We start from the raw sequence: 23,447 nt of genomic DNA, 5'->3' as shown, positions 1-23,447 counted from the left end.
GCGCTATGGCGCCGTTGCTGATCGCGACAACTGGCCTTCAGGCCATGGGCTCTATTATGCAGGGAAATGCTGCAGCCGATGCCGGAGCGGCTCAGCAGGCAGCCTACAACCAGGCGGCTGAAAATGAGCGGCTTGCTGCTGGATATGAGGCGACCCGGGTTTACGACCGGGGCCGGCGCGCGCAGTCGGCGGCGCTGGTGCAGGTGGCGGGTTCTGGCGTTTCGCTAGCTGGTTCGCCGACGGAAGTCCTCGCCGATAACGCTATCCAGACCCAGATGGATGTCGACGCGATCCGGTTTGGCTCTCAGATCAAGCAGCAGAACCTTCGCACGCAGGGCGATCTTGCGTTTATGCAGGGGCAACAGAAGCAGCAGGCGGGCTATCTCGGGGCGATCACAAATGTCGCCGGCGGCCTGACCCAGCTCTATACGCCGCGCTCTTCCGTGCGGCTCGGCGGGAGCGCGTTTGCCTGATGGCAACTATTCCTCGCATTGTCGCTGGCCGAAGCCTCGATCCTGGGGGCGTCGTTTCGTATCCGTCCGGAAGTCCGGTCGGGCAGCAACTGGAGCAGAGCGGAAAGCAGCTGCAGTCGCTCGTTATCCATTACCAAGATCGCGTCAACCAGCAGGAACGGTTTCAGTCGCTGATCTCGTTCGATGGATTTTCAAATTCGCTCGTCGCCGACACAGACAAGGCCAAGCAGGACATGCAGCCGGGCGCTCTCGGCCTGCATGACAAGCTGCTCGAGAACTATGATAGGCGCTCGCAGGAATGGCTTGCAACGCTGCCAGAAAGCCAGCGGCCGGAGTTTGAGGCGCGCATCAGGGCGAAGCGGGAAACCTTCTCTGTCGGTGCTGCCAGGCTGGAAAAGGACGAGAGCGACCGCTTCCAGATCGACGGCATTACCAAACGGCTCGACGGCGCCAAGTCTGGCGTGCTGCAGTCCGGGCCAGAGGCGGTCGCGGCCTATCAGCGCGACGTCGAGGAGCTGATCGACTCCTCGACACTTACGCCGATCGCCAAGCAGCAGGCCAAGGATAAGGTCAAGGCTGATTTGGCTGAGACCGGTTTCCTTTCGCTCGCCAAGCGCGACCCGGAGGAGGCCCAGCGCGTCGCCAAGGGCTGGGGCATCGACAAGGGGTTCTCCGGGACTGCGGTCGACCGCACCATGCAGCTGTTGAGGGACAAGGAGGGTTTCAAGACCGGCACATATTGGGACGTCAACGCGCATCGGCTCGGCTATGGTTCGGACACGATAACGGGTCCGGACGGCACGGTGCGGACCGTCAAGGAGGGCGACACGGTCACGCGAGCGGATGCTGAGCGGGATCTTCAGCGCCGGACGCAGGAGTCGCTCAACCAGGTTCGGCAGGCGATCGGCGAGGAGGCGTTTTCCCGCCTCAATCCGAACCAGCAGGCCGCGCTCGGCTCGGTGACCTACAATTACGGACGGCTGCCGGAGAACATCGCGGCTGCGGCTCGCACGGGTGATGCCAGCGCAATAGCTGCGGCGATCGAGGCGCGTCAGGACGACAACAAGGGCGTGAACCGCAACCGTCGTCTCTCGGAAGCGGCGCTCGCGCGAAGCTCAGGTGATGGTCCTGTACCCGGCGTCTACCAGCCTGACGCGAGGTTCGATGGCGTTCCAGCCGACAAGCGGCTGCAGCTTGCCGGCATGGCCGATCTTGAGATGCGGCGCCGCGAGGCTGCGACGGCTGCGGCTGATACACAGGTCTACAACGACCGCTTTAACACGTTGCAGACGGCCATCATTGACAACAACGCAACGCTCGCGGACATCCAGAAGGCGCGGGCGGACGGGTGGCTCAAGGATGCCGGGGACATACTGCGCCTGCAGAACATGATCGCGGCGCGGGACAAGGGTCTGGCCGATAGTGTGAATTTCGGCAAGGCGATTGCCGACCCGAATTTTGCGTGGAACCCGGTCGACAAGGATCAGCGGGATTGGGCGGACGCCGGGTTCAAATCGCTCGGTGGCAATATGCAGGCGTTGCAGACGATTGCCGAGAAAACCGGGATTGTGCCGGCAAGTGCGGGCGTGGCTCTGAAGGGCGCTCTCTTTTCGCCCAACGCGCAAACGGTGCAGAACGCGCTACAGACCTCGGCAAATCTGGTGGGCGGGCGCTATCCCGACATCTTCGCCAGTGTCGCCGACGGCAAGCAGTTGACCGACGCCGCGCTGACATTCCGCCACTACGTCTATGATCGAGGCATGACAGCGGCCGATGCCACCAAGCGCATCATGGAAGAGCGGACGCCGGAGTATGAGCAGAAGGTAAGGGCCAAGCTGAAGTCAGACGATGTGACTGCCGTCGTCAAGAAGGAACTGAACGTCAACGATATTCGCTCGGCGTTCGATCCGTCGTTCCTTGGCTTGGCGCCCAACCCGCAGCTGACCTTCAGTCCGGAAATGCGCGTGCGCGCGATGGGAGACTACGAGGAAATCTTCCGGGAGAAGTACCTCGCAAATGGCGATGTCTCGCTAAGCAAGACGCTGGCGCTCGAGGAGATGAAGAAAACCTGGGGCGTGACATCGGTGAGCGGGACTAAGACGGTGATGAAATACCCGCCAGAACGGTCTCCGGCCTACGCCGGGGTGGAGAATACCAGCGAGCAGATCGCAATGCAGGCTCTGGCCGCCATCAAGGATCTGAACGGCGCCGACGTCGAGCGCTCAAAGCTCCGCTTTGACGAGGTCCGCAACACCGGCGAACGGTTCACGCGCGGCGAGCCGCCGACCTATGTCCTTTCCTATGTCGACAAGAACGGGCACGTGCAGACTATCCCGAGGCAGTTCTACGCCGATCCAGCTGCGATGCGCGACGCTCAGACCGCGGCCCGCGCGGCGCAGTCGGCCAAAATCAACGAAGCCGCCGGTATCACGGCCGACAACGTCGACCTGTCCCGCGCCAACTTCGGGGTGCAGTGATGCCGTTCCTTGAAGAGGATCAGGCTATTGACCTGTCGCGGACGATCGACGTTCCGAAGGGGTTTGCGGTGGCGCCTGGAGCGGCCGATCTTGAGGAGGGCTCGCAAAAGCCGTCATGGAATTGGGGCGCCGCGTTCCGCCGTAACAACGAGGTGGCTGCGTTGGCCGCCTCGAATTCATACTGGATAGATAACCAGGCCGAACCTGGCTTCAATCCGTGGGACAAGATCAAGGGAACGGCGGACGAAGTGAATTTTGAGGCGCTGTCGGAGGCGCGCAATCAGCGTAAATTCGACGCCATCAGGGCGGACATCGCGCGCGAGACCGAGGATCGTAAGCTCCTGGATTCGCAGCCGTGGTGGATGGGGCTTGTGACCGAAGGCGCGGCCGGCGTGCTCAGCCCGACATCGCTCATTCCTGGCGGCTCGTTCGTGAAGGGAGCCAAGGGCGGGATCGCGCTGGCCAAGGCCGGTGCCGTCGTCGGCGGCGCGAATGCTGTCAGTGCAATCATTCAGGAAGGCGCGCTGCAATCAATCGAGCAGACCAGGACGGCGGCTGAAAGCGCCACGGCGATAGGATCCTCGCTGTTCCTGGGTGGCCTGTTGGGGGTCGGGGGCCAAGCTTTGCTATCGAAGGGTGAGTGGCAGAGGGCCGTTGCCGCGCTGGATCAGGAGCTTCAGGCGCCGGCTAGGGCGCCTTCTGTGACGCCGGAGGCACTCCTTGAGGCTGCCAATTCTAACGCGCCGCTGCGCGCCGCTGGCGCGGCTGCGAACACTGCGGCGCCGATCGAGGAGAACACCATTGCCGGCGGCGCGGCGCGCATGACTGCGGCGGCCACGGCCCAGATGAACCCGCTGCTGCGCGCCTTGCATAGCCCGTCGGCGGCCTATCGCGAAATCATGCTGGATACGGTCGAAAACCCGCTTTACCTGACCAAGAATTTCGAGGGGGTAGCGTCCGCGCCGGCGGTCGAAACCCTCATGAAGGAATACAACGGGGGCCTCGCCAAGGCCCTTCAGGCGACCAATGACGCTTATCTCGAGCATCGCAAGGCGGGTGGTCAGCTCGCGCGGGATGAGTTCCGGGAGGCCGTCGGCAAGGCGATGCGCCGCGGCGACACGGATGCTGATCCGGTCGTGGCGCGTGTTGCGCAGGAATACCGAGCCAATGTGTTCGAGCCGTTGAAGGAGCAGGCCATCAAGGCGGGGCTCCTCCCGCCGGATGTGTCGGTCGATACGGCGCAGTCCTACTTCACCCGCATGTGGAACAGCCGGAAAATCTCTGCCGACGAGCAGGGGTTCAAGGGCATGGTGCAGGATTGGGTTGAGCAGAACCAACCGAAGTGGGCCGAGCAGTTTGACAAGGCGGCCGAGCGGCGGCTTGATCCGATGCACCGCGAGATTTCCGCGCTTGAGATGGAGAAGGTCAGGCGCGCGGAAGATCTGAAGCAGCGCGCGGACGTGGCTGACACCTCAGAAATGTCGGAAGGCGATATCCGGCAGGCCCTGCGGATTGTGCAGGGCGGTGCGCCGAAACCAAAGGGCGTCAAGACGCTGTCTCAGTTCGTGGTCGAGCAGGGCGGCCTGGTTGATGATGCCGGCGAGTTGGCGCACCGCGGCATCACGAACAAGGCTCGGCCCGGCATGATCCGCAAGGAACGGCGGACGGCGCAAGGCAATGGCGGCGGCTGGACGCTGGATGACATGGCGCGGCACGCCTGGGAAAACGGCTATTTCCCGGAGCATAGCCAGCGGCCCGGCATTGATGAATTTGTCGAAGCCCTGAACGATGATTTCAGTAAGACGCGGGCTGTGCTCAAGCGGGGTGACGAGGACGCCTATCGCCTGACGGAGCTTGTCGCTCAGCTCGAGGCAGATCTTGCCAGGGCGGGCGTTGGCGTCGACGGCAAGGCGCCGCGGTTCTCGACGTCCGAGGAAATGAAGGGGGCGGTCGAGCGGGTCTATAAGGCGCTGGATGCGGAGGCCGATCGCAAGATTGCCGTTCTCAAGGATAAGCTGAACGAGCGCCAGGCGGATATTCGAGTTGACCGGGAAAGCCGATTCCTCGGCGATCCTAAGGAACTCGCGAGGAGCATCGCGGACGAGGTATTCGACACTTTGACAGGGCGGACGGGCGGCGGAGTCCGCAACGACTTCCTGACGATCAAGGCGCGGGGACCGCTCAAGGAACGCACCTTCAACATCGCCGACCTATTCCGCGCATCGAACGGCCGGGCTGTTGAGGACTATCTCGAGCATGACGTTGAGCACGTGGCGCGGCGCTATACTCGGGTGATGGGCGCGGATGTGGAGCTGGCCCGTAAATTTGGGTCTGTCGACATGGTCGACCAGATCAACAAAATCAGGGATGATTACCGCAACCTGCGCGCCGGCATCACTGACGAGAAGCAGCTGAAGAAACTTGCCGATCGTGAGAAGGCCGATATCCGCGATCTTGAGGCAGTCCGCGACATGCTGCGCGGGACCAACCCGGGAGCTGCGGTTGAGGCGAACTATTCCCGTATCGTCCGTTCGGTGAACCACTTCAACTACCTGCGGTCCATGGGTGAGGTGGCAATTGCGTCCCTGACGGAAACCGTACGGCCGGCGATGGTGCACGGCCTGATGCCTTACATGGAAACGCTGGGCCAGACCCTGACGAACCTGAAGGGTATTCGGGCCTCGGTGAAGGAAGCACAGCTTGCCGGCGTCGTGACCGAGCGCGTGCTCGGAACCAGATTGGCGACGCTCTCGGAAATCATCGACCCCTACGCCTCGCGCGGGCCGGTCGAGGCGTTCCTTGAGAACATGACGAACATCGCCTCGAAGTGGAACGGCATCCGGCTGCTGACCGATATGCAGAAGTCCATTGCCGCGGTGATGACGCAGAACCGGATCCTGCGCGGCTCTGCGCAGTTTGCCGAAGTTGCCGAAAAGGAGCGGGCATATCTGGCCTATCTCGGCATCGACCAGAGCATGGCCGAGCGCATTGCCCGCCAGTTCGCCGAGCACGGCGAGACTGTCGATAAGGTCCGCGTTGCGAACGTTGAAAGCTGGACGGACGAGGTTGCGGCGCGCACCTATCGTGCGGCGTTGTCGAAGGACGTCGACTCCATCATCACGACCAAGGGCGTCGCCGATACTCCGCTGTTCGCCAATACCCCGACCGGCCGGGCCATGCTGCAATTCAAGTCCTTCGCGCTGGCCTCGCATCAGCGGGTGTTGCTGCGCGGGCTTCAGGAAGGACAGGCGCGCTTTGTCGGCGGCCTGATCGCCATGACGACCATCGGCATGATGGCAACCTGGATGAAGGCCGTATCCGGAAACCGCACCGAGAAGCTTCAGGACATCGGCAAGAACCCTGGCTGGTGGATTTCAGAGGGGTTGGACCGCTCCGGCATCTTCGCCGTCCCGATGGAGCTGGCCAATACGTTTGAGAAGGCAACCGGCTTCAACCCGATCAAGACGCCGATCAAGGCGGCGGACGAGGGCTCGGCGATCTCGCAGAGGATGCAGAACCGGAGCCTTATCGGCTCGATCGTCGGGCCGAGCGCCGGACTTGTCGACGACACCGCGACGGTCATGGGCCTTCCTAAGAAGATGATCGACGGCGAGGAAGTGACGCAGGCTCAGAAGAACGCGGCTGAGCGCCTGTTGCCATTCAACAGCTATTTGGGCCTGAGGCAATTTCTCCGCTACGTCGTCAACCCTCAGACCTAGCAGAACTCGCGTGAAAGGCCTGTTCCGCATTCGGCTGGAGGCTTTGTGCCGGACCCTATCGGTTTCGGCCCGCCAGATAGAATGATGATCGAAAGCCCGACCATCAGGGCGGCTAGAGGCGCAAGCCAGTGTGACCGCTTGGACATCCAGTAGACGAGCTCGCGCCACATCAGCCGATAGCAACCCTTGCGATGTGGATCAGGGCTGCGGCGATGACGACCGCGCCCATACAGTAGACCGTAAACCGGCCAACAGAATGCAACCGCATAGCCTGCCTCCATCCCCGGAGGCAGGTTTCTACCGCACGGGCCGGCAGCCCGCAATCCCGCCCGAGAGGCGGCTCTTGAGGAGAAAAAGCAGATGGCACGTAAGTTTGGACGGACCCGCACCAGCGGCAGTGATTTCGGCAACCGCCCTGGCTATGCCGGGAACCTCTCGACCCTGACCGGCCGCAAGACCGGCATCGCTAACAACACCGCGACGTCGATCATCCGCGTCACGGTGCCGTCGGGCAATCAGAACGCATCGATTGAGCTGACGCTGGCGGCCTGGCTCGGCACCGGCACCGATCAGAGCGAGTCCACCCGCATCGGTAAGGGCCTGATCGCCATCGCGCGTCAGACCGGGAGCGTCGACACGGTGGCAGCGGCGGCTACCATTGCCCTGACCGGCATCGCGACGGTCTCCGGCGGCGGCACACTGACGCTCGCCTATAGCGTGAGCGCGATTTCCGGCGCGAACACTGGAACGCAGACGTTCGACGTTCAGGTGACACTCGTCGTCACCGGCACCATCACCGATCACGCCTGCATGTTCGAGGCCCGTCTTCTGAACGGGCAGGACAACGGCGTGACGATGGCCGCGGTCTAAGCGAGGTAAATGATGCCGACCCCCTCGACTGCCGCTGTTCGCCTGCTCGCTGGCGATAAGGAACCCGTTCGTCTCGCGACGACAGCAAACATCACGTTGTCAGGCCTACAGACCATTGACGGCGTGCTGACTGTTTCCGGTGATCGCATCTTGGTCAAAGACCAGAGCGATGCGACCGCGAATGGGATTTACACGGCATCGGAGGGGTCGTGGCGTCGCTCTCCTGACGCGGCCTCCAATCGAACCTTGATCGCGGGCATGAAGGTTTCGGTTCAAGCTGGAACTGCCCATGGCGGCGATGTCTGGAGCCTCGCAACTGATCGGCCCGACATCGGAACGGACAATATCGCCTGGGAATACTGGATGAACCAAGCGGATTTTCAGGAAGCGACGGACGCGGTTAGCGATCTTGCAACGGCCGCGGCTGCGTCTGCTTCCGCCGCTGCCGCTTCGGCTACTGCTGCCGCTAATTCTGCATCAGCCGTTTCGACGAGTGTTGCAAAGGCTATCTCCGGTCTTCTTCCATCGAACAACGCAACAACGCCCAACACGAAACTTGATTTTACGGCGGGCACGGCGCGCGACAACAATAACCTGATCGACATCACGCTCGGCGCTGGTGTGACCAAGACCACAAGCGCATGGGTTTCAGGATCGGGCAACGGTGCGTTGGACACGGGGTCCGTCGCGATCAATACTTGTTATCACATTTTCATCATCCGAAATCCGACGAGCTCTGCGGTCGATATTCTATTCAGCACGTCGGCTGTGTCGCCGACAATGCCGTCTGGATACACGCAAAAGCGGCGCATCGGCGCTTTCCGCACTGATGCAAGTGGGTTCATTCTCGCCGGTCTATGGCGTGCCGATGGTTCTTTTGAGTTTGCAACTCCCATCACGGTCACGAGCGGGCGATCTCTCGGCCTCGCCTCGCTTCTGACTTTGCCTGTCCCGATCGGCGTCAAGATGAAGGCCCGTTGTTTCCTGACTTATGAAAACCTCGTTGACGCAGGAAACCCGGCATATTTCGTGATCTTTCGTGACCCTGATCTCGGTGCGCCAACGCTCGGGCAGCAAGCCTCACAATACAAGCAGGCGGGGTTTGATGGCGGCTTGGTCGAGACGTTCACGAGCACAGCCGGGCAGGTCTATACGTATAGCGCGGGTTCTACCGACACGGACAACTTGGTGAACGTGTTCTTGCAGGGCTGGACCGATCTTCGCGACGAGTACGCCTGATGAATGTCTTTGACATTGCGATCCATGGCACTAGCTTGACTGTCGACCGCAACGCGCGCAACTGGCCGATCATTTGGGAAAAGTCGATGCAGGTTGGTCGAGTCAGCCGCATCAAAACCTATCTAACAGGCAGAGAAGGCCAGGCCTCCGGGTACGGGCTTGCCAATATCCAGCCGGTCGTAAACCTCCGTCCTCGCGCCGCCGTCCTGGAATGGATCAACGACGCGAATCCCGCGCAGGGGGTCAGCATTTCGCAGGCCGCGTCTAACTGGACGGCCATGGTTGCCGCGATCCGCAGTGGATCGCCGAACACCTCGATCTATTTCATGCTTGCATCACAGCCGCGAGCGGATGCCATAGCGGCCACGTTCCCGAACCTTGCTGGCTATGACGCTCGCATTCGGAGCTTGGCCATAACTCTGGGCGTCCAACTGATCGATGTCCGAACAGCCTGGGGCGATCCAGTTCTCCATCCGGAAGAATATGCTGTTGATGACGGCATTCATCCGCTTCTGAGCGGCCTTCAGCGCGTAACCATGCCGCTCATGACCGCAACGTTCGGGCCGCTCATTCCGTAGAGCAGGGCTTCTCTATTAGCGCGCCGTTGTAGGCGTAACATCGATCGTTACTGAGGCTAGCTCCGATCGCTGCCGCAGCCAATATCAGGGCTCCAGCAGCTATTAACCAGATAGTCCGCATCATTCCTCTCCCAGCCCGGGCGGGGTACTTACCAGACAACCAGCCGTTGATTCAACCAGAGAATGGCTCTGACGAGGAGAACCTATGGCAATCGATGTTCAAAAGCTTAAAGCAGCCAACGCACGCCGATGGGCTGCGGCGAAACTTACCCGTGGCCCTGAATTCGGTCCTGTCGCTCGCCGGCTCGTAGCGGGGAAGGCACGCTTTCAGGCCATGGAGGCCCGCACCGGCGTCCCCTGGTTTGTGATCGCGGTCATCAAGGAACGGGAGTCTGGTGCCGATCCGCAGTGGCTCAGGAGCATCGCTCAAGGTCAGCCTTGGAATAAGGTCTCGACCATCGTTCCGAAGGGCAGGGGGCCGTTCAAGAGCTGGGAGGAGGCCGCCTATGATGCGCTGGTCAACTGTCCGCCCTACGCTGCCCGGAACAAGGATTGGTCTATTGGCGGCATCCTGACGCTGCTCGAGGGTTACAACGGCTTCGGCTATGCGCAGCGCGGATTGCCGTCGCCCTATGTCTGGTCGGGTACGGATCAATACAAAGCCGGGAAATACGTCGCGGACCACGTCTTTGACCCGAACGTCGTCGACAAGCAACTCGGCTGTGCCGGTCTTATCCTCGCCATGCAGGCCATCGATCCGACCATCAGGTTTGAGGCGCCAAAGCCGACGGTGACACCATCTGATGCCGGCAAGGCTGGCGGCGGCGCGGTCGTGGCCGGTACCGTTGCAGCTGGCGTGCAACAGGGCTGGTCTGCTTGGCAGTGGGGTTTGCTGGCCGCTGCGGTCGTCGCGGTCGCGGCGCTGGGGTATTTCGCTTGGCGCTGGTGGAAACGGCATCAAGCTCAGCCGGAGCCCTATCACGACGTTCTCCTGTCGGCAGATCGGGCAAAGTCCTCGGGCGCGCTGGCTGCACTCCCGGCGCCGGCCGATGTGTGGAAGGCGCCAGCGAAGCCGCGCGCGCGGCGCGCTCCGGCGAAGAATGGCAAGACCAAAGCTAAGCGTAAGACCACCAAGAAGCGGAAGGCGGCCTGACATGGCGATCGATCTCGGCAAATGGTCGTGGCTTGCAAACACCGCGATCGACTTCGGCCTTCCGATCCTTGGAACCGCGCTCGGCGTTCCTGGCCCGGTGTCCTCATTCGCGGTCAGCGCGATCAAGAAGGCTCTCGGGCTGCCGTCCTCGGCAACGCCGGAAGAGGTGAACACGGCAGTCGTAGCCGATCCGGACACCGCGCGCGCGGCCCTTGAGGCCGCTCAGTCCGACGTGCAGGCGAAATACGCCTATCTAACACGCTTGGCCGAAGTTAAGGGCGATGTCGACAAGGCAAACATCTCTGAGATTAACAAGACCATCCGTGCAGAAACCGGCAAGGTTCCGTGGTGGCACTGGCGTCACCTTCTTGGCTACCTGGTTCTGCTCTACGGCATCGAACAAGTTGCTGCGATCGCCTACACGATGTTCGGCAAGGGCGTGCCGCCTGACCAGCTAGCGACATTGTTCAACTCCACGGCCATCTTTACTGCCGGCCTGTTCGCTTTGCTTGGATACGTTGCCTCTGACACAACTGCGATGAAGCAGACGGCGATCACGGGGCAGGCTCCCGAAGGTGTTGTCGCATCCACGATCAAGGCCGTTACTGGCCGAAAGAAGTAGCGGATCGCCGCGGCGGTTGCAGCCGCCACGACGATCCTAACCCGCGCTGTGGCGGCACCATAGCACGGGCTGGGCGGACCCTAGCTCGGAAAGGTTAACATGCTGGGAATCTTCCTAGCGGCGGCGGACGGCTAGGAGAGTGACGGGGATGAAGGAGCTGTATCCTTGGATTTCGGTGGGCGTCGTCATCTTAGGGTTTATCGGGCAGGGCCTATTCGGTTCATTTCGACTTGGGCAAGCGGTTGGAGAGCTTAAGGCTGCTCTAAAAAAGCAGATTGATGATGAGCGAGACAAGATACTCGCGGAAATCAAAAGGCTCGAAGCCAAGTTTGCAGATGAGCAACGGAATCAAGATCACAACTTCGGAGAGGTCGGCCACGCCATGCGGGAAAAAATCGCGTCCGTGGAGAACAAGATCCGCGAAGTCGAGATCTATGGCAGGGACAACTATGTGAAAATTCCGGACTTCGAACGCGCTATTGAGCGCCTTTCGGCGGATTTGAAGAGTGGTCTCGGTGAGATCAGGGACGACATCCGGGAATTGCTGAAGATGAAGCCGAGCTGATGCCACACATGAGACGTAGATCCAATCTCTTCCTGCTCTTGCTGGTCGTCGGAATTTTCGTGTTGTCAGCAGCGTTGATCATGCTCATGACGCGCCAAGCAAGGGCGGCTGCGACGCCTGACATCGGCCTTCCTGCCGGCGCAACCTGCGAAGTCATTCGCGAGAAGGTCGCCGAACACGGCAAGGCCGCATCTCTGGCTTGGGCCATCAAGCAAGGTTTCTCGCTCGCTCAGATTCGCGCTGCAAGGCGGTGTCTGAAATGACGGCAGCCTGTCGCACTAGTCTACAAGCCGCCCGGCTGAGCCGGGCTTTTTCTTGAGGGCATGATGGCAAAGGCCAAAAAGAAGATCCCTTGGCGGGTTCAAGCTCAGTTGCACCGGGTTTGGCGTGACAGACGCCTTGGGAGTGCGGCAGGCAGCGGGCCGCCTGTTGACCTTCCAACCGCGCCGGTTCTGAGCCTGAACACCGCCGTTGCCGGCCTGATGACCTTCTTCTGGGATCTGGACGATACGGTAACGACTGGCGACACGCTGACGCGCCAAGTCGCGACCGACAGCGGCTTCTCAACCATCATCGACACCACGCCGCACGTCATCACGTCTGGCGAAGATACCGCCAACGAGGTCACGACGGATCAGTACCAGGCGCCGGCAAACGGCACCTATTACGTCCGCGGGCGCGTGACGCGCGCCTCTGACAGTGCAGTCAGCGCGTGGTCGAACACTCTAACCGTCGTCGTCAGCGACATCGTAACCGGTAACTTCCGTATCGCTTCTTCCAACAACCGTCGCATCTCTTCAGCCGGCAACTACAGGATTGCAGCAGCATGACCGACTATCTCATCAAGACAGATGGCACCTCGTCCGGCCTCACGCTTGGGTCGGATATTAGTGACACTGACGCTTTCGAGGTGCAGCAGTCCTTTTCTGCGCCGGCCTCGACGCTTCACCAGACGTTCGCCGCGATCTGGACGTGGATACTCAGCAAAATTTCTGCGAATGCCAGCACGGTTCGGGCCAACGCAGGTTCGTGGGCCAAACTCTGGAAGCCCTATAAGACGGGAACGTATCACTACCCGTTTGGATATAACATCGCTCCGTCGTCGGGGTCTCCTGCGGGCGCCAATACCCTGCTTCTGTTCCCGGTTATTTTCCCGGCTGACGTGACGATCTCTGATCTTTGGGTTCGAGTCTCGACTGGAGCTGCTGGGAATTGGCAAGCTGCAATCTATAACGCAGACCAGAGCACGTTTCATCCTACCACTCTGATTGCAAAGAGCAGTGCAAGCGCGAGCACGAGCAGTTCGAACACTGTCGTCGCTGCTGGTGGTTTGGATACCAATGCTTCGTTGAGTGAAGGCGTTCTTTATTACTTTGCTTTTAACGCCAGTACGGTCTCGCCGACCTTTCATATTCTTAGTGCTGCTGGAAGTCTGTTCGGACTATCGTCGCTTCTTGGCACGACCACGCTCGCCAACGTTGATCAGATCACCTCGCAATTCGTTCCGGGATACTCTATTGCTAGTGTGTCTCTTGGCACATGGGACGATTTGACGGCGGCGACACTCGTCGAGACCGTAAGTTCCGGCGGCTTCCCGCTCGTCGGCTTCAAGGTGGCCTGATGACGGTCCTCGCAACGTCTCACAACGGCGGCCGATCTCAGGTCAACTTCAACTTCCCGTCTTCCACACAAAGCGGGGAGTGGTGGGCGAACAATATCTTCAAGCAGTTCGGACGGCCACGTTGGACGCTTGGCGCAATGGCGCCGACCGACCTCGACGCGGACGGCTATCCGAACATCAATCCGTCCGGGAAGGGCTTCGTCATCAACGGAGCGCTGCCGGGTGCCAACGTCCGCCCAGGTACGCTCGTCATGACGTGGGACGGCAACGGGACCATGAGCCTGTCTGTTTCCGGCCTGACTTATGCGGGGGTCGGGAGCCTCACCAGCACAACAGGTTCGGGCCGTTACGAGTTCACGATCCCGAACACGAGCCAAGCTCAGGTAGGCATCACGTCTTGGACAACCAAGATCACCAACATCAAGATTTTCTTCAAGGACGAGGAAGCAAATCTATCAACCAGCTATTTCAGCACTGATTTCAAGAACAAGCTGCGAGAGATGGGCTGGGGAGTCTATCGCTTCTTGAATTGGCAGTCCGGTAACGACAACAACATCTGGAAGTGGTCGGATCGCAAATCCCTGACCTACGCGACGTGGGGCAGTTCGGACGTCCGACCCGAGCTTTACTGCTCCGGCTGCACGGGCACCAATGACTATGCCGTCAACGGCAACGTGGGCAATGGGGCCAGCGTTCCGGGCATCATCCCAACAAGCGGTGACCCCACGGACGGCATGGCCATCTCTGTTCTGATCCCGAATGCGCAGACCTTTGCCAAGGTCACTGGCATCTCGTTCGATGCAACGAACGACTATGTCAATTGGACATCGCACGGACTTAGCGTAGACGAGCCCGTGATGTTTGGATTGGACGGCGCTACCGCGCTGCCTCCCGAGCTAAGCACATTGGTGATGTACTACGTCAAGACTGTTGTCGATGCCAACCGCATCGAGATTTGTCAGATTGTTCCGGGCAGTGCCAAGGTGCTGTTCTCGACCGGCGGGACCGGGACATCGACGGGGTTCTTTGCCACACGCCAGCCGACACTCACTTTGAACGGCGGTACGCGAATTCCGATCAAGAGCCCGAATTATGGGAGCTTCGGTCAAAACCTGCGGATGAAGAATAACTATTATATCCTTACTTATGACGACCTCCAAAAATCGTGGATAGCCGGAGGAGGCACGATTTCCTCAGGAGAGGACAATCTCGGCTACCTGAACAGCGTGCCATACGAGGTCATGCTTTCGCTTTGCCAGGAGATGGGCGCGCACCCGTGGTTCTCGAACCTGCACCCCGGCGCTTACGCTCAGTCGGACTTCTGGCCCGGTCTCGTCCAGATGGTCTACGATGCCGTCCAAGAGACGCCGTGGATGATCCCGAGACTTGAGACCATCCCGAACGAGACGTTCCTATTCACTGCTCTCCCGAACTGCTGTGCCGTCGCGCAGTGCTTCGCCATCGCGTATTGGCAGAACAACGCATCGTGGAGAACCGATAACGGCAACTGGCACGCTTGGGCGGGAATGGTGAACTCGCGAGCGGCTCAGGTCGTCTACAACACGTTCTTTCCTTCTGGGGGCGTCCTCAATCCGGCGACGGCGCCCTACCAGACCATCAATAATGTCTGGCTGGCGAACTTCATTTCTGGCCCCAGCATGAGCCACGACGAGCACTACACCAGCGCGCTCTATCGCTCGACGTTCAGCCGGCCGTCGTCCGATGCGGCGTCGAACTGGCTGACGCACTCGTGCGCGGCGATGTACTTCCGGTCTTCGACTTACTACGGAACTGCTCAAGAGACGACGTGGGCGAATGATTATGTCTCTACCGGTAACACTGCGAACATCGCGACCTATATGGATGATCTGCTGAGCGTAGGGAACGATGGCATTCAGGCTATGAATGCGCTCTTCGTCAATTTGGCCGTGCTCGGAACGCGCTTCTCGACCAAAGACGGACACCCTCTCCGGATGACAATGTACGAAGGCGGGTACAACTATCTCTACAAAGATCAGGCGGCTAACCTCGTCACATGGCGCGATCGGTGCAAGAGCTATCAAAAGCTCTATGATTATCTCCGATTGATGTACCTGAATTTTGAGGCTGCCGGCGGTGAGTTTCCGTCATGCTTCCAGATGGGCGGGTACGCTCCAAAGCAATATCCATGGGCCGTCATGGAGGATCTGTATCAGACGCCGGAGCAGCCGCAGGCAACGTTCATCAAACACTACAACAATCGCTTGCGGCGCATCAGGTGGTGATGGCGGGATGCAACTGGCGACGAGCGAGCTTTGATCTGCTCAGAAAATGCTTTTCAACAAGGTGCCAACTTAAAGCCCCAGCGAGTATGGAGAGCGCCGCTGAGAGGAGAACGACCTCCGGAAGGCTGAACAGGTTGGCCGAGATAAGAGCCTGTTGAATGGGGAACGCATAAAGGTACGTCCCATAAGAGAGGTCGCCGTAGCACGCTGCGTTCCTGAGGCGTATTCTGTCGCTAAACGCAAGGTAAAATGTCGAGTAGGCTACTGCCGCCGGGAAGATCAGTTGCGATGCGATCTGCTGGAACTTAGCGCCAAGGGGGGCGTAGCAGGCCGCAAAAAATGCGGTCACGAGGGCGACGAGAATTGCTAGATGTCTCGGAATGCGATCCTTCAGCAGGAACACGAGAGCGCCAGAAAGGAAGCACGGGAGAACGAACGTCCAAAGGTAGGGCCATCCAAAAATATAGCCGATCGCTCCCCATCCCGGTTTCCGGTCGAAAAGATCGAAGGCTGCGCGCGCAAGCAGGGTGACCGCAATGATCGCTATGACAGCCCGCGCGCTGCGCAGGAGTCCTAAAAGCCCCAGAGCGGCCGTAAATATGTAGCACCAAAATTCAAAGGGGATGCTCCAGAGGGAACCATTAACTGCTGTGTTGAGATTGTGAGCAAATGCAGTGGACGGTGGAAAGAAATTTCGCAGAAGTAGATTCGAACTGATGGTCTTTGCGATCGTGTAAGGCGACAGGTCGTAAACGGTAGAGAATGCTGGAACGACGACAAACGCGCAGATGGAGGTGGCGGCCATATAGCCAGGATAAATTCTCCGCACGCGCTTTTCTAAAAACGAACGCAAATCCCGACTAGACATCCAACTCTGGCAGATGAGATAGCCGCTGATCGTAAAGAAGACCATGACCGCTATACTGCCGGCGCTATAATGGCCGTTGGTTATCCGCGAGACTGGCTCCGCGCGTTCGCCCTCTGGCAAAGCAAGGGCAAAGCTGTGTGACCAGACAACGGCAAGAGCCATCGCTAATCGAATGGCGTCAAAGTTGTTTTTGCCGTCGTCTGTCTGACTGATTGGGCGCATTTTTAATATTTCGATCACTAAAGAACATGGCGGCGAGCATCAAAATCCAGACGAGCGCGCCGACCACAATAAAAGCAATACCTTCCATACCCCACCACTACCCCACGTTGCCCCTCCCGCCTAGCCCCTTCTGGCGGTCTCCTGGGCCTGTTTCTTGGCCTCTTCTTGCGTTAAGGTTTCCGGCCTGAGGCGCCGGCCTGCATTGTCATCCCAATAGAAATAGACGCTCTGGCGGCCGTCCTTGTAGCGCACCTCGAAGCTTCCGCAGTCTGGCACAATCGAGTGGCGGATGATGCGGACGAACTTGGTCTCGGTCACGGTCCTGCACACTCAGGGTATCAGCGGGCCTGATTGGCCGCTCGGGGCCGCATTCTGCTCAGATGCGTGCGGCTGCGAGGTCGGCTCGATGCGACTCAGGATGTGCCGAGTAACCTCAAGCACGTTCTCATTTGTCAGTTTGCCGCCCTTCGCTAGGGACTCGAGCGAGATGATGGACGAGAGGAGGAAATCGCGCTCTTGTTCTCGCTTCAAATAGTTGCTCACGTTCGATCTCCATTCGAGTGCGAAGGGCTGACGGCGCGTCCGAGTACTTCGTGCAGCACAGAGATATGCTTGCCGGTGAAATAGTCTGCGCCGTCGAGGGCGCCTTCATCCACGTATCGCAAGGCCGCGCCGACTGCCGGGGAGTGGTAAACCAGCATCGTGCGATCCGGCACCCTGCCATTAGCAATGCAACGGTAGAAGCCTTGCAGGGCTCGGTACGCTCGCCCCAACTCCTTCTCTAGCCGCTCGGTCTCGCTCATTCTTGTTCTCCATCGCGTCTGATGCGTCATTGATTCCCTGAAGGTAGGCCGACGCGAGCACTATCTTCATCGGTTGATCGCCGTAGGTCATCACGCGGAATAGGAACTCGGTGCGGCGCTGCGCCAAGTCGATGAACTGGTGCGGGATGTCGTATTGTTCGTACCGAGGCTTATGACGCGGTGCCATGCAGGTCATCTTTCAGGTGCGGCGGTCTAAGCAGGCGCCGCGGATCGCCTCGCGTTTCGCCTCAGCCATGGTGGTGATCCCTTCCGGCGCATAGCCGTCGTAGGCGTGCATTCCGGACTCAAGCGATCGGACCCAGATATAGAAATGGTGGTCCTCAAGGTCGTGATCACGCTGGATCTCGATCTCGTAGCCTTTGTGGGTACCGCGGAAATAGCCGCGCTCGCTTTTGATGATCCTCATTGTCTCAGTCTTCCAATGTGTGAGGGGCTATTTAGGACGGGACATCAGGGCGGCCTTCAACCCTTCACAGCGCGAGATATCGACCAGCGTCACGCGCTGCTGCTGCGCCTCTCGCTGTGCCTTCACCACCGACGCTGCTTGATTCAGGTAGTGTCCAAGCTGTGGCCTCGTCTTCGGAGGCCATGGAGCCTCTGACAACGGCCGGCCTGGGCAATGGTTGTGGGCGTAGAGCGCCCGCGCCACCAGTTCGACCTCAGGGTCACATTCGATCGTGGTCACGATTTCCATTTTCTGCCTCTTTGTTGATGGCGGGACGGCCGGGCGCTACCCCAGCGATTACCTCGTCTCCCGGCAGCGGAAAGCTCCTTACCCGCACATGCCGTAGGAAGCCGGGGATCGTTTCACCTGGAAGTATCTAGCCCCGTGGGGCGAGCCGGCGGCTGGCTTGGTCCGACTTTCAAACAGCCGCTTTTCCTGTCCACATCCCAAACTCTTAATCTCTCTATTGGCCGGCCAACTTGATAATGTTACCGACATCTGCCATATCTTTCCTCAATTCGGCTGAGGCCGAAGGGAGGGGGTAGCCCCGCCCGGATTGCTATGAGTCCGGAATTAACGGCGGCTCAGCGGTGGGCCGCCGTTCTTCCTATATGTGAGTCAGGCTAGTGCAGCTTCGAGGCACTTGCGCGCCAGCTTGCGCCAAACATTCTTCATCTCTTCGCCCGGCATCTTCTCGGGCGGTCCATCCCAGGTCTTGCCGTACATGCCGCGGCATCCGTTCTCTACCATCTCGTCGGTCACGTCGCTTTGAATCGCAAACCGCCCGTATTTATGAACCATTTCTTTCAGTTCTTCTGAAGGCTCTGGGGCAGGTTGTGGCGGCACGAACGGCATTCTGCTCATCTCACGCTCCCGGCGTTCGCTTGCTGTTCGCCCTTCGGGGTGAGCACATAGCCTTCCTTCCCGACCTGCTGGATAAGCCCTAAGGACAGCCAACGCTGCATTGTCTGATCAGACAAAGGCTCGCCGCGCTCTAGATGTCCGCCCCAGAGCGGCTTACGTGAACGTCCGAGATATCGAAGCTCAACCTTTTCTTGCATGGTCAACATCAGTTCTTCGCTCCCATTCCAGATGCTAGTACGTGCCGTCCAGGGCGCGCTCGACCCGCATGAAGTAGTCAAGCATTTCCTGTTCGATCGGGCTCCGATCTCTGTTCTTCAGGATGACGATGTGCTCCCGCGTCTCGTCATAGACGGCTGATCGCCAGCAATGATGCAGGGCAAACTTGCGAGGGCATGGCACAGGCCGGTCGTCGTCCGGATGGCAAGTGCACGTCCTGGTGTCGAGCTTGGCGTCGGTGGCTTGGTCCATCTTGGGTTCTCCAGGTAGCATTACTTTCAGGTGCGAGGGGCTATGCCGGCTCGACGCAGGGCCATAGCGGCGATGTTTCGCACAGAACGTCCTCGCTTTCTGCGCAATCCCACTTGACGACAATCTTGTCATCATCGGTTAGATCAATGCACGTCACGCGCCCCAAAAACGGGCCGCATGTAATCTCGTCATTGACCCTCAGCTTCTTGATCTCGGCAGGCGACATTGTCTCATCTCCGGTTGGTGGGTCAGGCTGCGAGCGCGGGCGGGAAGTGCTTGTGCTCGACGCCGTCGATCAGGCAGCCGTTGTCCTTGCCGCGAAGCCCGCCGTTCTGCTTGTGGTGGAAGGTGATCCCGAGTGCGGCGCACTGGTCACGGAGATACCGCACGGCATCCATGTCCAAGGGCCGGCGCTGCGGGCCGCTCTCGCCCCCGGTGATGATCCAGTCGCACCAGCGGTCCCGCTTGTGGCTGGCGTGGTCGAGCACGATCCGGCCAAGAAGCGGTTCCATGGAGATGCCGCGCCAGGCCGCCGGCACCGCCGCCAGCTTGAGCCTGTCCCGATCGTATTCCTCCTGGTTGCCCATGGTCGCCATGATGCCGACGTGGGGATAGGTGTCTGGCCCGAAGTCGGCCGGCAGCATCTTCCGGGCGTTGCCGATGCGCTTAGTCAGCAAGATCCAGCGGAGGTGCGGGGTCTCCCGTAGGAGCTGCCAGAGGTCGTCGCGCCACGCCTGCGGGGCCTCGTTATCGAACACGTCCGCAAGGCTGGCACAGAACACCCGAAGCGGCCGGCCGGTCTCGGCGGCCTTCCTGTTCCATTTGACGGGGTCGCCCCAAGTCTTGGTTCGCTTCCGCGGGACGCCCGGCCCCCAGCCTGGCACCCAACCCCGCCGGCTGTTGTCGCGCTCGGCGTAGCAGTGGTCGCAGGCTGGCGACACCTTCGTGCAGCCGATCCACGGATTGAAGGTCGCGTCCGTCCAAGAGATCGCCGAAACCTCGGCCATTTGACAGTCCTCCGTTTAATTCCTTAGATGTCCAAAACTCAAAGGGATGACTGACAGATGCTAGCCAGGCCAAGCACTAGACGCTGTTTCCTCAAGGGCGGTGCAGTCGCCGGTGCGACGACGCTGGTTGCTGCACCTGCGATCGCGCAGAGCATGCCCGAGATCAAATGGCGCCTGACCTCGAGCTTCCCGAAGTCGCTCGACACCATCTACGGCACGGCGCAGACCTTTGCGAAATACGTGGCCGAGGCCACGGACAACAAATTCCAGATCCAGACCTTTGCGGCCGGCGAGATCGTTCCGGGCCTCCAGGCGCTCGATGCCGTCAGCACCGCCTCGGTGGAGATGGCGCAGACGCCGCTCTACTTCTACATCGGCAAGGAGCCGGCGCTGGCCTATGCCACCGGTGCGCCGTTCGGCATGAACCATCGCCATCAGGAATCGTGGTGGCACTTCGGCGGCGGTGCCGATCTCACCAACGAAGCGCTCAAGCCGTTCAAGGCGCACGCCATCCTCTGCGGCAATTCGGGCACTCAGATGGGCGGCTGGTTCCGCAAGGAGATCAAGACCGTCGACGACCTCAAGGGTCTCAAATTCCGCATCGCCGGCATGGGCGGCCATGTGCTGGCGCGGCTCGGGGTCGTCCCGCAGCAGATCGCCGGAGGCGATATCTATCCGGCGCTGGAGAAGGGCACGATCGACGCGGTCGAGTTCGTCGGCCCCTATGACGACGAGAAGCTCGGCTTCCAGAAGGTCGCCAAGTACTACTATTTCCCCGGCTGGTGGGAAGGCGGCGCCATGCTGCACATGATCGTCAACGACGAGAAATGGGCGTCGCTGCCCAAGCAGTATCAGGCCATCGTCAACCAGGCAGGATCGGCGGCCGGTGCCTGGATGCTGGAGAAGTATGACAGCGTGAATCCGGCAGCGTTGAAGCGGTTGATCGCCAATGGCGCGGAGCTGAAGGCGTTCCCGCAGCCGGTGCTGGAAGCCTGCTACAATGCGACCCAGGACCACCTGAACGAACTCGCCGCCAAGAGCGCCTTGTTCAAGCGGACCAAGGAGAGCCACGACGCCTACATGAAGGAGCTCCTGTTCTACACGCAGATCGCCGAGAACTTCTACGACAACTATCTGCTGAGCAAGACGCGCAACAAGACCTGAGCGGAAGAACCGGGCGCGGTCGTCAGGCCGCGCACCGTCATTCAGGGGCGCGCCTCTTGGCGCGAACCCGGAATCCATTTCACGCGTGTTTTGCTGCCCGATGGATTCTCAGATGCGCAATTGCGCATCGTGGTTCGCGACTTCGTCGCGCCCCGGACTGACAGCGGAACGGCGCGCTACGCCGTTCCCAACCCCAGCTTCGCGTAGATCCGCCTTGCATAGGCACCGAACGCGTCCGTGGTCTTGAGCGGCAGGTCGCGCGGGAAGGGCAGGTCGATCGCGAAGTAATCGGCCATCTTCGCCGGGCCCGCCGTGAGCACGGCGCAGTGCGAGGACAGGAAGACGGCTTCCTGAATCGAATGCGTGACGAAGATGATGGTCTTGCCGCTCTGGCGCCAGATCTTCAGCATCTCCAGATTCATCTGCTCGCGCGTCAGCGCATCCAGCGCGCCGAACGGCTCGTCCATCAGGATCAGCTTTGGATCGTGAATGAAGGCGCGCGCGATCGCCGTGCGCTGCTGCATGCCGCCGGAGAGCTGCTGCGGGTATTTCTGTTCGTAACCGGCGAGCCCGACCAAATTGAGCAGGTCACGCGCCCGTTCGCGCGCGGCTTTCACGGGAAGGCCGACGATCTCGGCCGGCAGCAGCACGTTGTCCAGAATGGTTCGCCATTTCAGCAGGAGCGCCTGCTGGAACACCATGCCGATGTCGCGGGTGGGATCGAACGGGCTGCTGGCATTGCCGATTTTCACGGTGCCGCCATCGGCGCCGTGCAGCCCGGCCAGGATCTTCATCACGGTGGTCTTGCCGCAGCCGGAGGGGCCGACCAGCGAGACCAGCTCACCTTCCTGCACGTCCATGGTGACGTCGGACACCGCGAGAAAGTCGGTGCCGCCGCTGCGATACACCTTGCGGACGCCCTGCAGGCTGATGAAAGGGGCCGAGCTCATGCCAGCCATCTGTCCAGGTTTGCGGCGACGAAGACATCGTCGCTGAGGTCGGCGTGCTCGCGCGTGACGCGATCGATCTCTTCCTTCTGACCGGGGCTGAGGCCCTCGCTCGGATCGAGGCACCACAGGCCCTTCATCAGGCCCTGGCGCCGCAGCACTTCATGGCAGCCGGCGATGCAGCCGTGGAAATTGTTGGCGACGTCGAAGAAGGCGCTGTTGCAATCGGTGACGCGGGCATCAAGCGCCAGCAGATCGGCGGGCACGCTGTCCTTGTGACGCGCCGCCTTGCAGCGCTCAAACTGCTTGATGGCGCTTGCGGTCCACACCGACCAGTGGCCGAGCAGGCCGCCCTTGAAGTAGGTGCGGGTGGTGACGCCGTTATCGCGCAGGTCGAACGGCAGCACCAGGTCGAGCAGGATGTGGTCGTCATTGCCGGTGTAGAGCGCGACGCGATCGAGCGCACCGGCGGCTGCGACGCCGCGGAGCACGTCGAGAGTCCTGTAGCGGTTGAACGGCGCGATCTTGATCGCGATGACATTGTCGATCGAGGCGAAGCGTTGCCAGAACCGGCTGGACAGGATGACGCCGCCGACGGCGGGCTGCAGGTAGAAGCCGACCAGCGGGATCTCGGCGGCGACGGACGTGCAATGCGCGATGATCTCGTCCTCGGACGCATTCTTCATCGCGGCGAGGCTGAGCAGGCCGGCGTGATAGCCGATATCCCGTGCCGTACGGGCTTCGGTGACCGCCTGCTTCGTCGGACCCGCGAGGCCCGCAACCAGCGCCAGCGGACGCTTGGTCCAGTTCGCGGCAGTCTCGGCGGCAAGCTCCAGCACGGGGCGATAGAGGCCGACGTCGCGGATCGCGAATTGAGTCGTGTGCACGCCGACGGCGAGGCCGCCCGCCCCGGCGTCGACGTAATAGCGCGTCAGCGCGCGCTGATGCGTCTTGTCGAGCTGGCGCTCGGCGGTGAGCGCGAGAGGATGCGCAGGCAGCACGGTGCCCTCGGCGATCAGCTTGCGGATGTCGCTGTTGATCTGGCTGTGGTGCATGA

Annotated in this window: 25 protein-coding genes; 13 read left to right on the top strand and 12 right to left on the bottom strand. The window is 60.6% G+C overall.

The annotated features are described in order from the left end of the window. Positions 1 to 5 precede the first annotated feature (5 nt). From K408_RS0107420 to K408_RS0107360, 12 genes are all read left to right on the top strand, one after another. Positions 6 to 473 carry a hypothetical protein gene (locus tag K408_RS0107420; RefSeq protein ID WP_155248309.1) on the top strand — a complete coding sequence of 156 codons (468 nt, stop codon included), beginning with the start codon at positions 6 to 8 and terminating at the stop codon, positions 471 to 473. Then, positions 473 to 2,950, top strand: a complete 2,478-nt coding sequence (locus tag K408_RS0107415; RefSeq protein WP_024337980.1) for a lysozyme — start codon at positions 473 to 475, stop codon at positions 2,948 to 2,950. The genes K408_RS0107420 and K408_RS0107415 overlap by 1 nt, the downstream gene beginning before the upstream one ends. Beyond that, a complete protein-coding gene (locus K408_RS0107410) occupies positions 2,950 to 6,669 on the top strand; it encodes a hypothetical protein (protein WP_024337979.1) in 3,720 nt (1,239 codons plus the stop codon). The genes K408_RS0107415 and K408_RS0107410 overlap by 1 nt, the downstream gene beginning before the upstream one ends. A 360-nt stretch (positions 6,670 to 7,029) precedes the next feature. Then, positions 7,030 to 7,539 carry a hypothetical protein gene (locus K408_RS0107405; RefSeq protein WP_024337978.1) on the top strand — a complete coding sequence of 170 codons (510 nt, stop codon included), beginning with the start codon at positions 7,030 to 7,032 and terminating at the stop codon, positions 7,537 to 7,539. A gap of 9 nt (positions 7,540 to 7,548) precedes the next feature. Continuing rightward, positions 7,549 to 8,778: a phage major tropism determinant gene (locus K408_RS40215; RefSeq protein WP_024337977.1), complete on the top strand. Its 1,230-nt coding sequence runs from the start codon at positions 7,549 to 7,551 to the stop codon at positions 8,776 to 8,778. Next, on the top strand, positions 8,778 to 9,356 hold the full coding sequence (locus K408_RS0107395; protein WP_024337976.1) for an SGNH/GDSL hydrolase family protein: 579 nt from the start codon (positions 8,778 to 8,780) through the stop codon (positions 9,354 to 9,356). Before K408_RS40215 ends, K408_RS0107395 begins: the two co-directional genes overlap by 1 nt. Positions 9,357 to 9,690: 334 nt before the next feature. After that, the gene (locus tag K408_RS42660) at positions 9,691 to 10,509 is read left to right on the top strand and encodes a hypothetical protein (RefSeq protein ID WP_024337975.1); all 819 of its coding nucleotides are present in this window, start codon (positions 9,691 to 9,693) and stop codon (positions 10,507 to 10,509) included. A 1-nt stretch (position 10,510) separates the two neighbouring features. Continuing rightward, positions 10,511 to 11,131: a hypothetical protein gene (locus K408_RS0107385; protein ID WP_024337974.1), complete on the top strand. Its 621-nt coding sequence runs from the start codon at positions 10,511 to 10,513 to the stop codon at positions 11,129 to 11,131. A 148-nt stretch (positions 11,132 to 11,279) separates the two neighbouring features. Next, entirely contained in the window at positions 11,280 to 11,696 is a 417-nt protein-coding gene (locus K408_RS0107380; protein WP_155248308.1) for a hypothetical protein, read from the top strand. Between the two features lie 326 nt (positions 11,697 to 12,022). After that, positions 12,023 to 12,526 (top strand): hypothetical protein, encoded by a 504-nt coding sequence (locus K408_RS0107370; RefSeq protein ID WP_155248307.1) that lies wholly within the window; start codon positions 12,023 to 12,025, stop codon positions 12,524 to 12,526. After that, positions 12,523 to 13,317, top strand: coding sequence for a hypothetical protein (locus tag K408_RS0107365; protein ID WP_024337970.1), 795 nt, complete (start codon positions 12,523 to 12,525; stop codon positions 13,315 to 13,317). The genes K408_RS0107370 and K408_RS0107365 overlap by 4 nt, the downstream gene beginning before the upstream one ends. Continuing rightward, entirely contained in the window at positions 13,317 to 15,581 is a 2,265-nt protein-coding gene (locus K408_RS0107360; RefSeq protein WP_155248306.1) for a hypothetical protein, read from the top strand. Before K408_RS0107365 ends, K408_RS0107360 begins: the two co-directional genes overlap by 1 nt. On the opposite strand, the gene K408_RS0107355 is transcribed toward K408_RS0107360, so the two are convergent. The 10 genes from K408_RS0107355 to K408_RS37715 all read right to left on the bottom strand — a co-directional run bounded on the left by K408_RS0107355 (position 15,571) and on the right by K408_RS37715 (position 20,279). Next, a complete protein-coding gene (locus K408_RS0107355; protein ID WP_024337968.1) occupies positions 15,571 to 16,671 on the bottom strand; it encodes an acyltransferase family protein in 1,101 nt (366 codons plus the stop codon). The genes K408_RS0107360 and K408_RS0107355 overlap by 11 nt on opposite strands. A 120-nt stretch (positions 16,672 to 16,791) precedes the next feature. Continuing rightward, on the bottom strand, positions 16,792 to 16,989 hold the full coding sequence (locus K408_RS0107350) for a hypothetical protein (protein WP_155248305.1): 198 nt from the start codon (positions 16,987 to 16,989) through the stop codon (positions 16,792 to 16,794). Positions 16,990 to 17,001: 12 nt separating this feature from the next. Further along, complete coding sequence (locus K408_RS0107345) at positions 17,002 to 17,214, bottom strand: hypothetical protein (RefSeq protein ID WP_024337966.1); 213 nt, start codon at positions 17,212 to 17,214, stop codon at positions 17,002 to 17,004. Further along, complete coding sequence (locus tag K408_RS41945) at positions 17,211 to 17,474, bottom strand: hypothetical protein (protein WP_155248304.1); 264 nt, start codon at positions 17,472 to 17,474, stop codon at positions 17,211 to 17,213. The genes K408_RS0107345 and K408_RS41945 overlap by 4 nt, the downstream gene beginning before the upstream one ends. 199 nt (positions 17,475 to 17,673) lie before the next feature. Beyond that, entirely contained in the window at positions 17,674 to 17,901 is a 228-nt protein-coding gene (locus K408_RS0107335; protein ID WP_024337964.1) for a hypothetical protein, read from the bottom strand. A gap of 27 nt (positions 17,902 to 17,928) precedes the next feature. Beyond that, on the bottom strand, positions 17,929 to 18,189 hold the full coding sequence (locus tag K408_RS0107330; RefSeq protein ID WP_024337963.1) for a hypothetical protein: 261 nt from the start codon (positions 18,187 to 18,189) through the stop codon (positions 17,929 to 17,931). Positions 18,190 to 18,558: 369 nt separating this feature from the next. After that, positions 18,559 to 18,804, bottom strand: coding sequence for a hypothetical protein (locus tag K408_RS0107325; protein ID WP_155248303.1), 246 nt, complete (start codon positions 18,802 to 18,804; stop codon positions 18,559 to 18,561). Beyond that, a complete protein-coding gene (locus K408_RS0107320) occupies positions 18,801 to 19,010 on the bottom strand; it encodes a hypothetical protein (protein ID WP_024337961.1) in 210 nt (69 codons plus the stop codon). The genes K408_RS0107325 and K408_RS0107320 overlap by 4 nt, the downstream gene beginning before the upstream one ends. 25 nt (positions 19,011 to 19,035) lie before the next feature. Further along, positions 19,036 to 19,272, bottom strand: a complete 237-nt coding sequence (locus tag K408_RS0107315; RefSeq protein ID WP_024337960.1) for a hypothetical protein — start codon at positions 19,270 to 19,272, stop codon at positions 19,036 to 19,038. A 248-nt stretch (positions 19,273 to 19,520) separates the two neighbouring features. Further along, entirely contained in the window at positions 19,521 to 20,279 is a 759-nt protein-coding gene (locus K408_RS37715) for a DUF5131 family protein (protein ID WP_024337958.1), read from the bottom strand. 57 nt (positions 20,280 to 20,336) lie between these two features. On the opposite strand from K408_RS37715, the gene K408_RS0107300 reads away from it, so the two are divergent. After that, positions 20,337 to 21,443 (top strand): TRAP transporter substrate-binding protein, encoded by a 1,107-nt coding sequence (locus K408_RS0107300; RefSeq protein WP_028145823.1) that lies wholly within the window; start codon positions 20,337 to 20,339, stop codon positions 21,441 to 21,443. 176 nt (positions 21,444 to 21,619) lie between these two features. Here the strand turns inward: K408_RS0107300 and K408_RS0107295 are convergent, their stop codons facing one another. Together K408_RS0107295 and K408_RS0107290 are read right to left on the bottom strand one after the other, a co-directional pair. After that, entirely contained in the window at positions 21,620 to 22,402 is a 783-nt protein-coding gene (locus tag K408_RS0107295) for an ABC transporter ATP-binding protein (RefSeq protein ID WP_028145822.1), read from the bottom strand. Then, complete coding sequence (locus K408_RS0107290; RefSeq protein WP_024337955.1) at positions 22,390 to 23,445, bottom strand: dihydrodipicolinate synthase family protein; 1,056 nt, start codon at positions 23,443 to 23,445, stop codon at positions 22,390 to 22,392. The genes K408_RS0107295 and K408_RS0107290 overlap by 13 nt, the downstream gene beginning before the upstream one ends. Positions 23,446 to 23,447 lie beyond the last annotated feature (2 nt).

This window comes from Bradyrhizobium sp. in8p8, assembly GCF_000426845.1.
GTDB classification, from domain to species: Bacteria; Pseudomonadota; Alphaproteobacteria; order Rhizobiales; family Xanthobacteraceae; genus Bradyrhizobium; species Bradyrhizobium japonicum_C.
The sequence above is the reverse complement of the archived record's forward strand: the minus strand, read 5'-3'. Positions and strand labels throughout refer to the sequence as shown.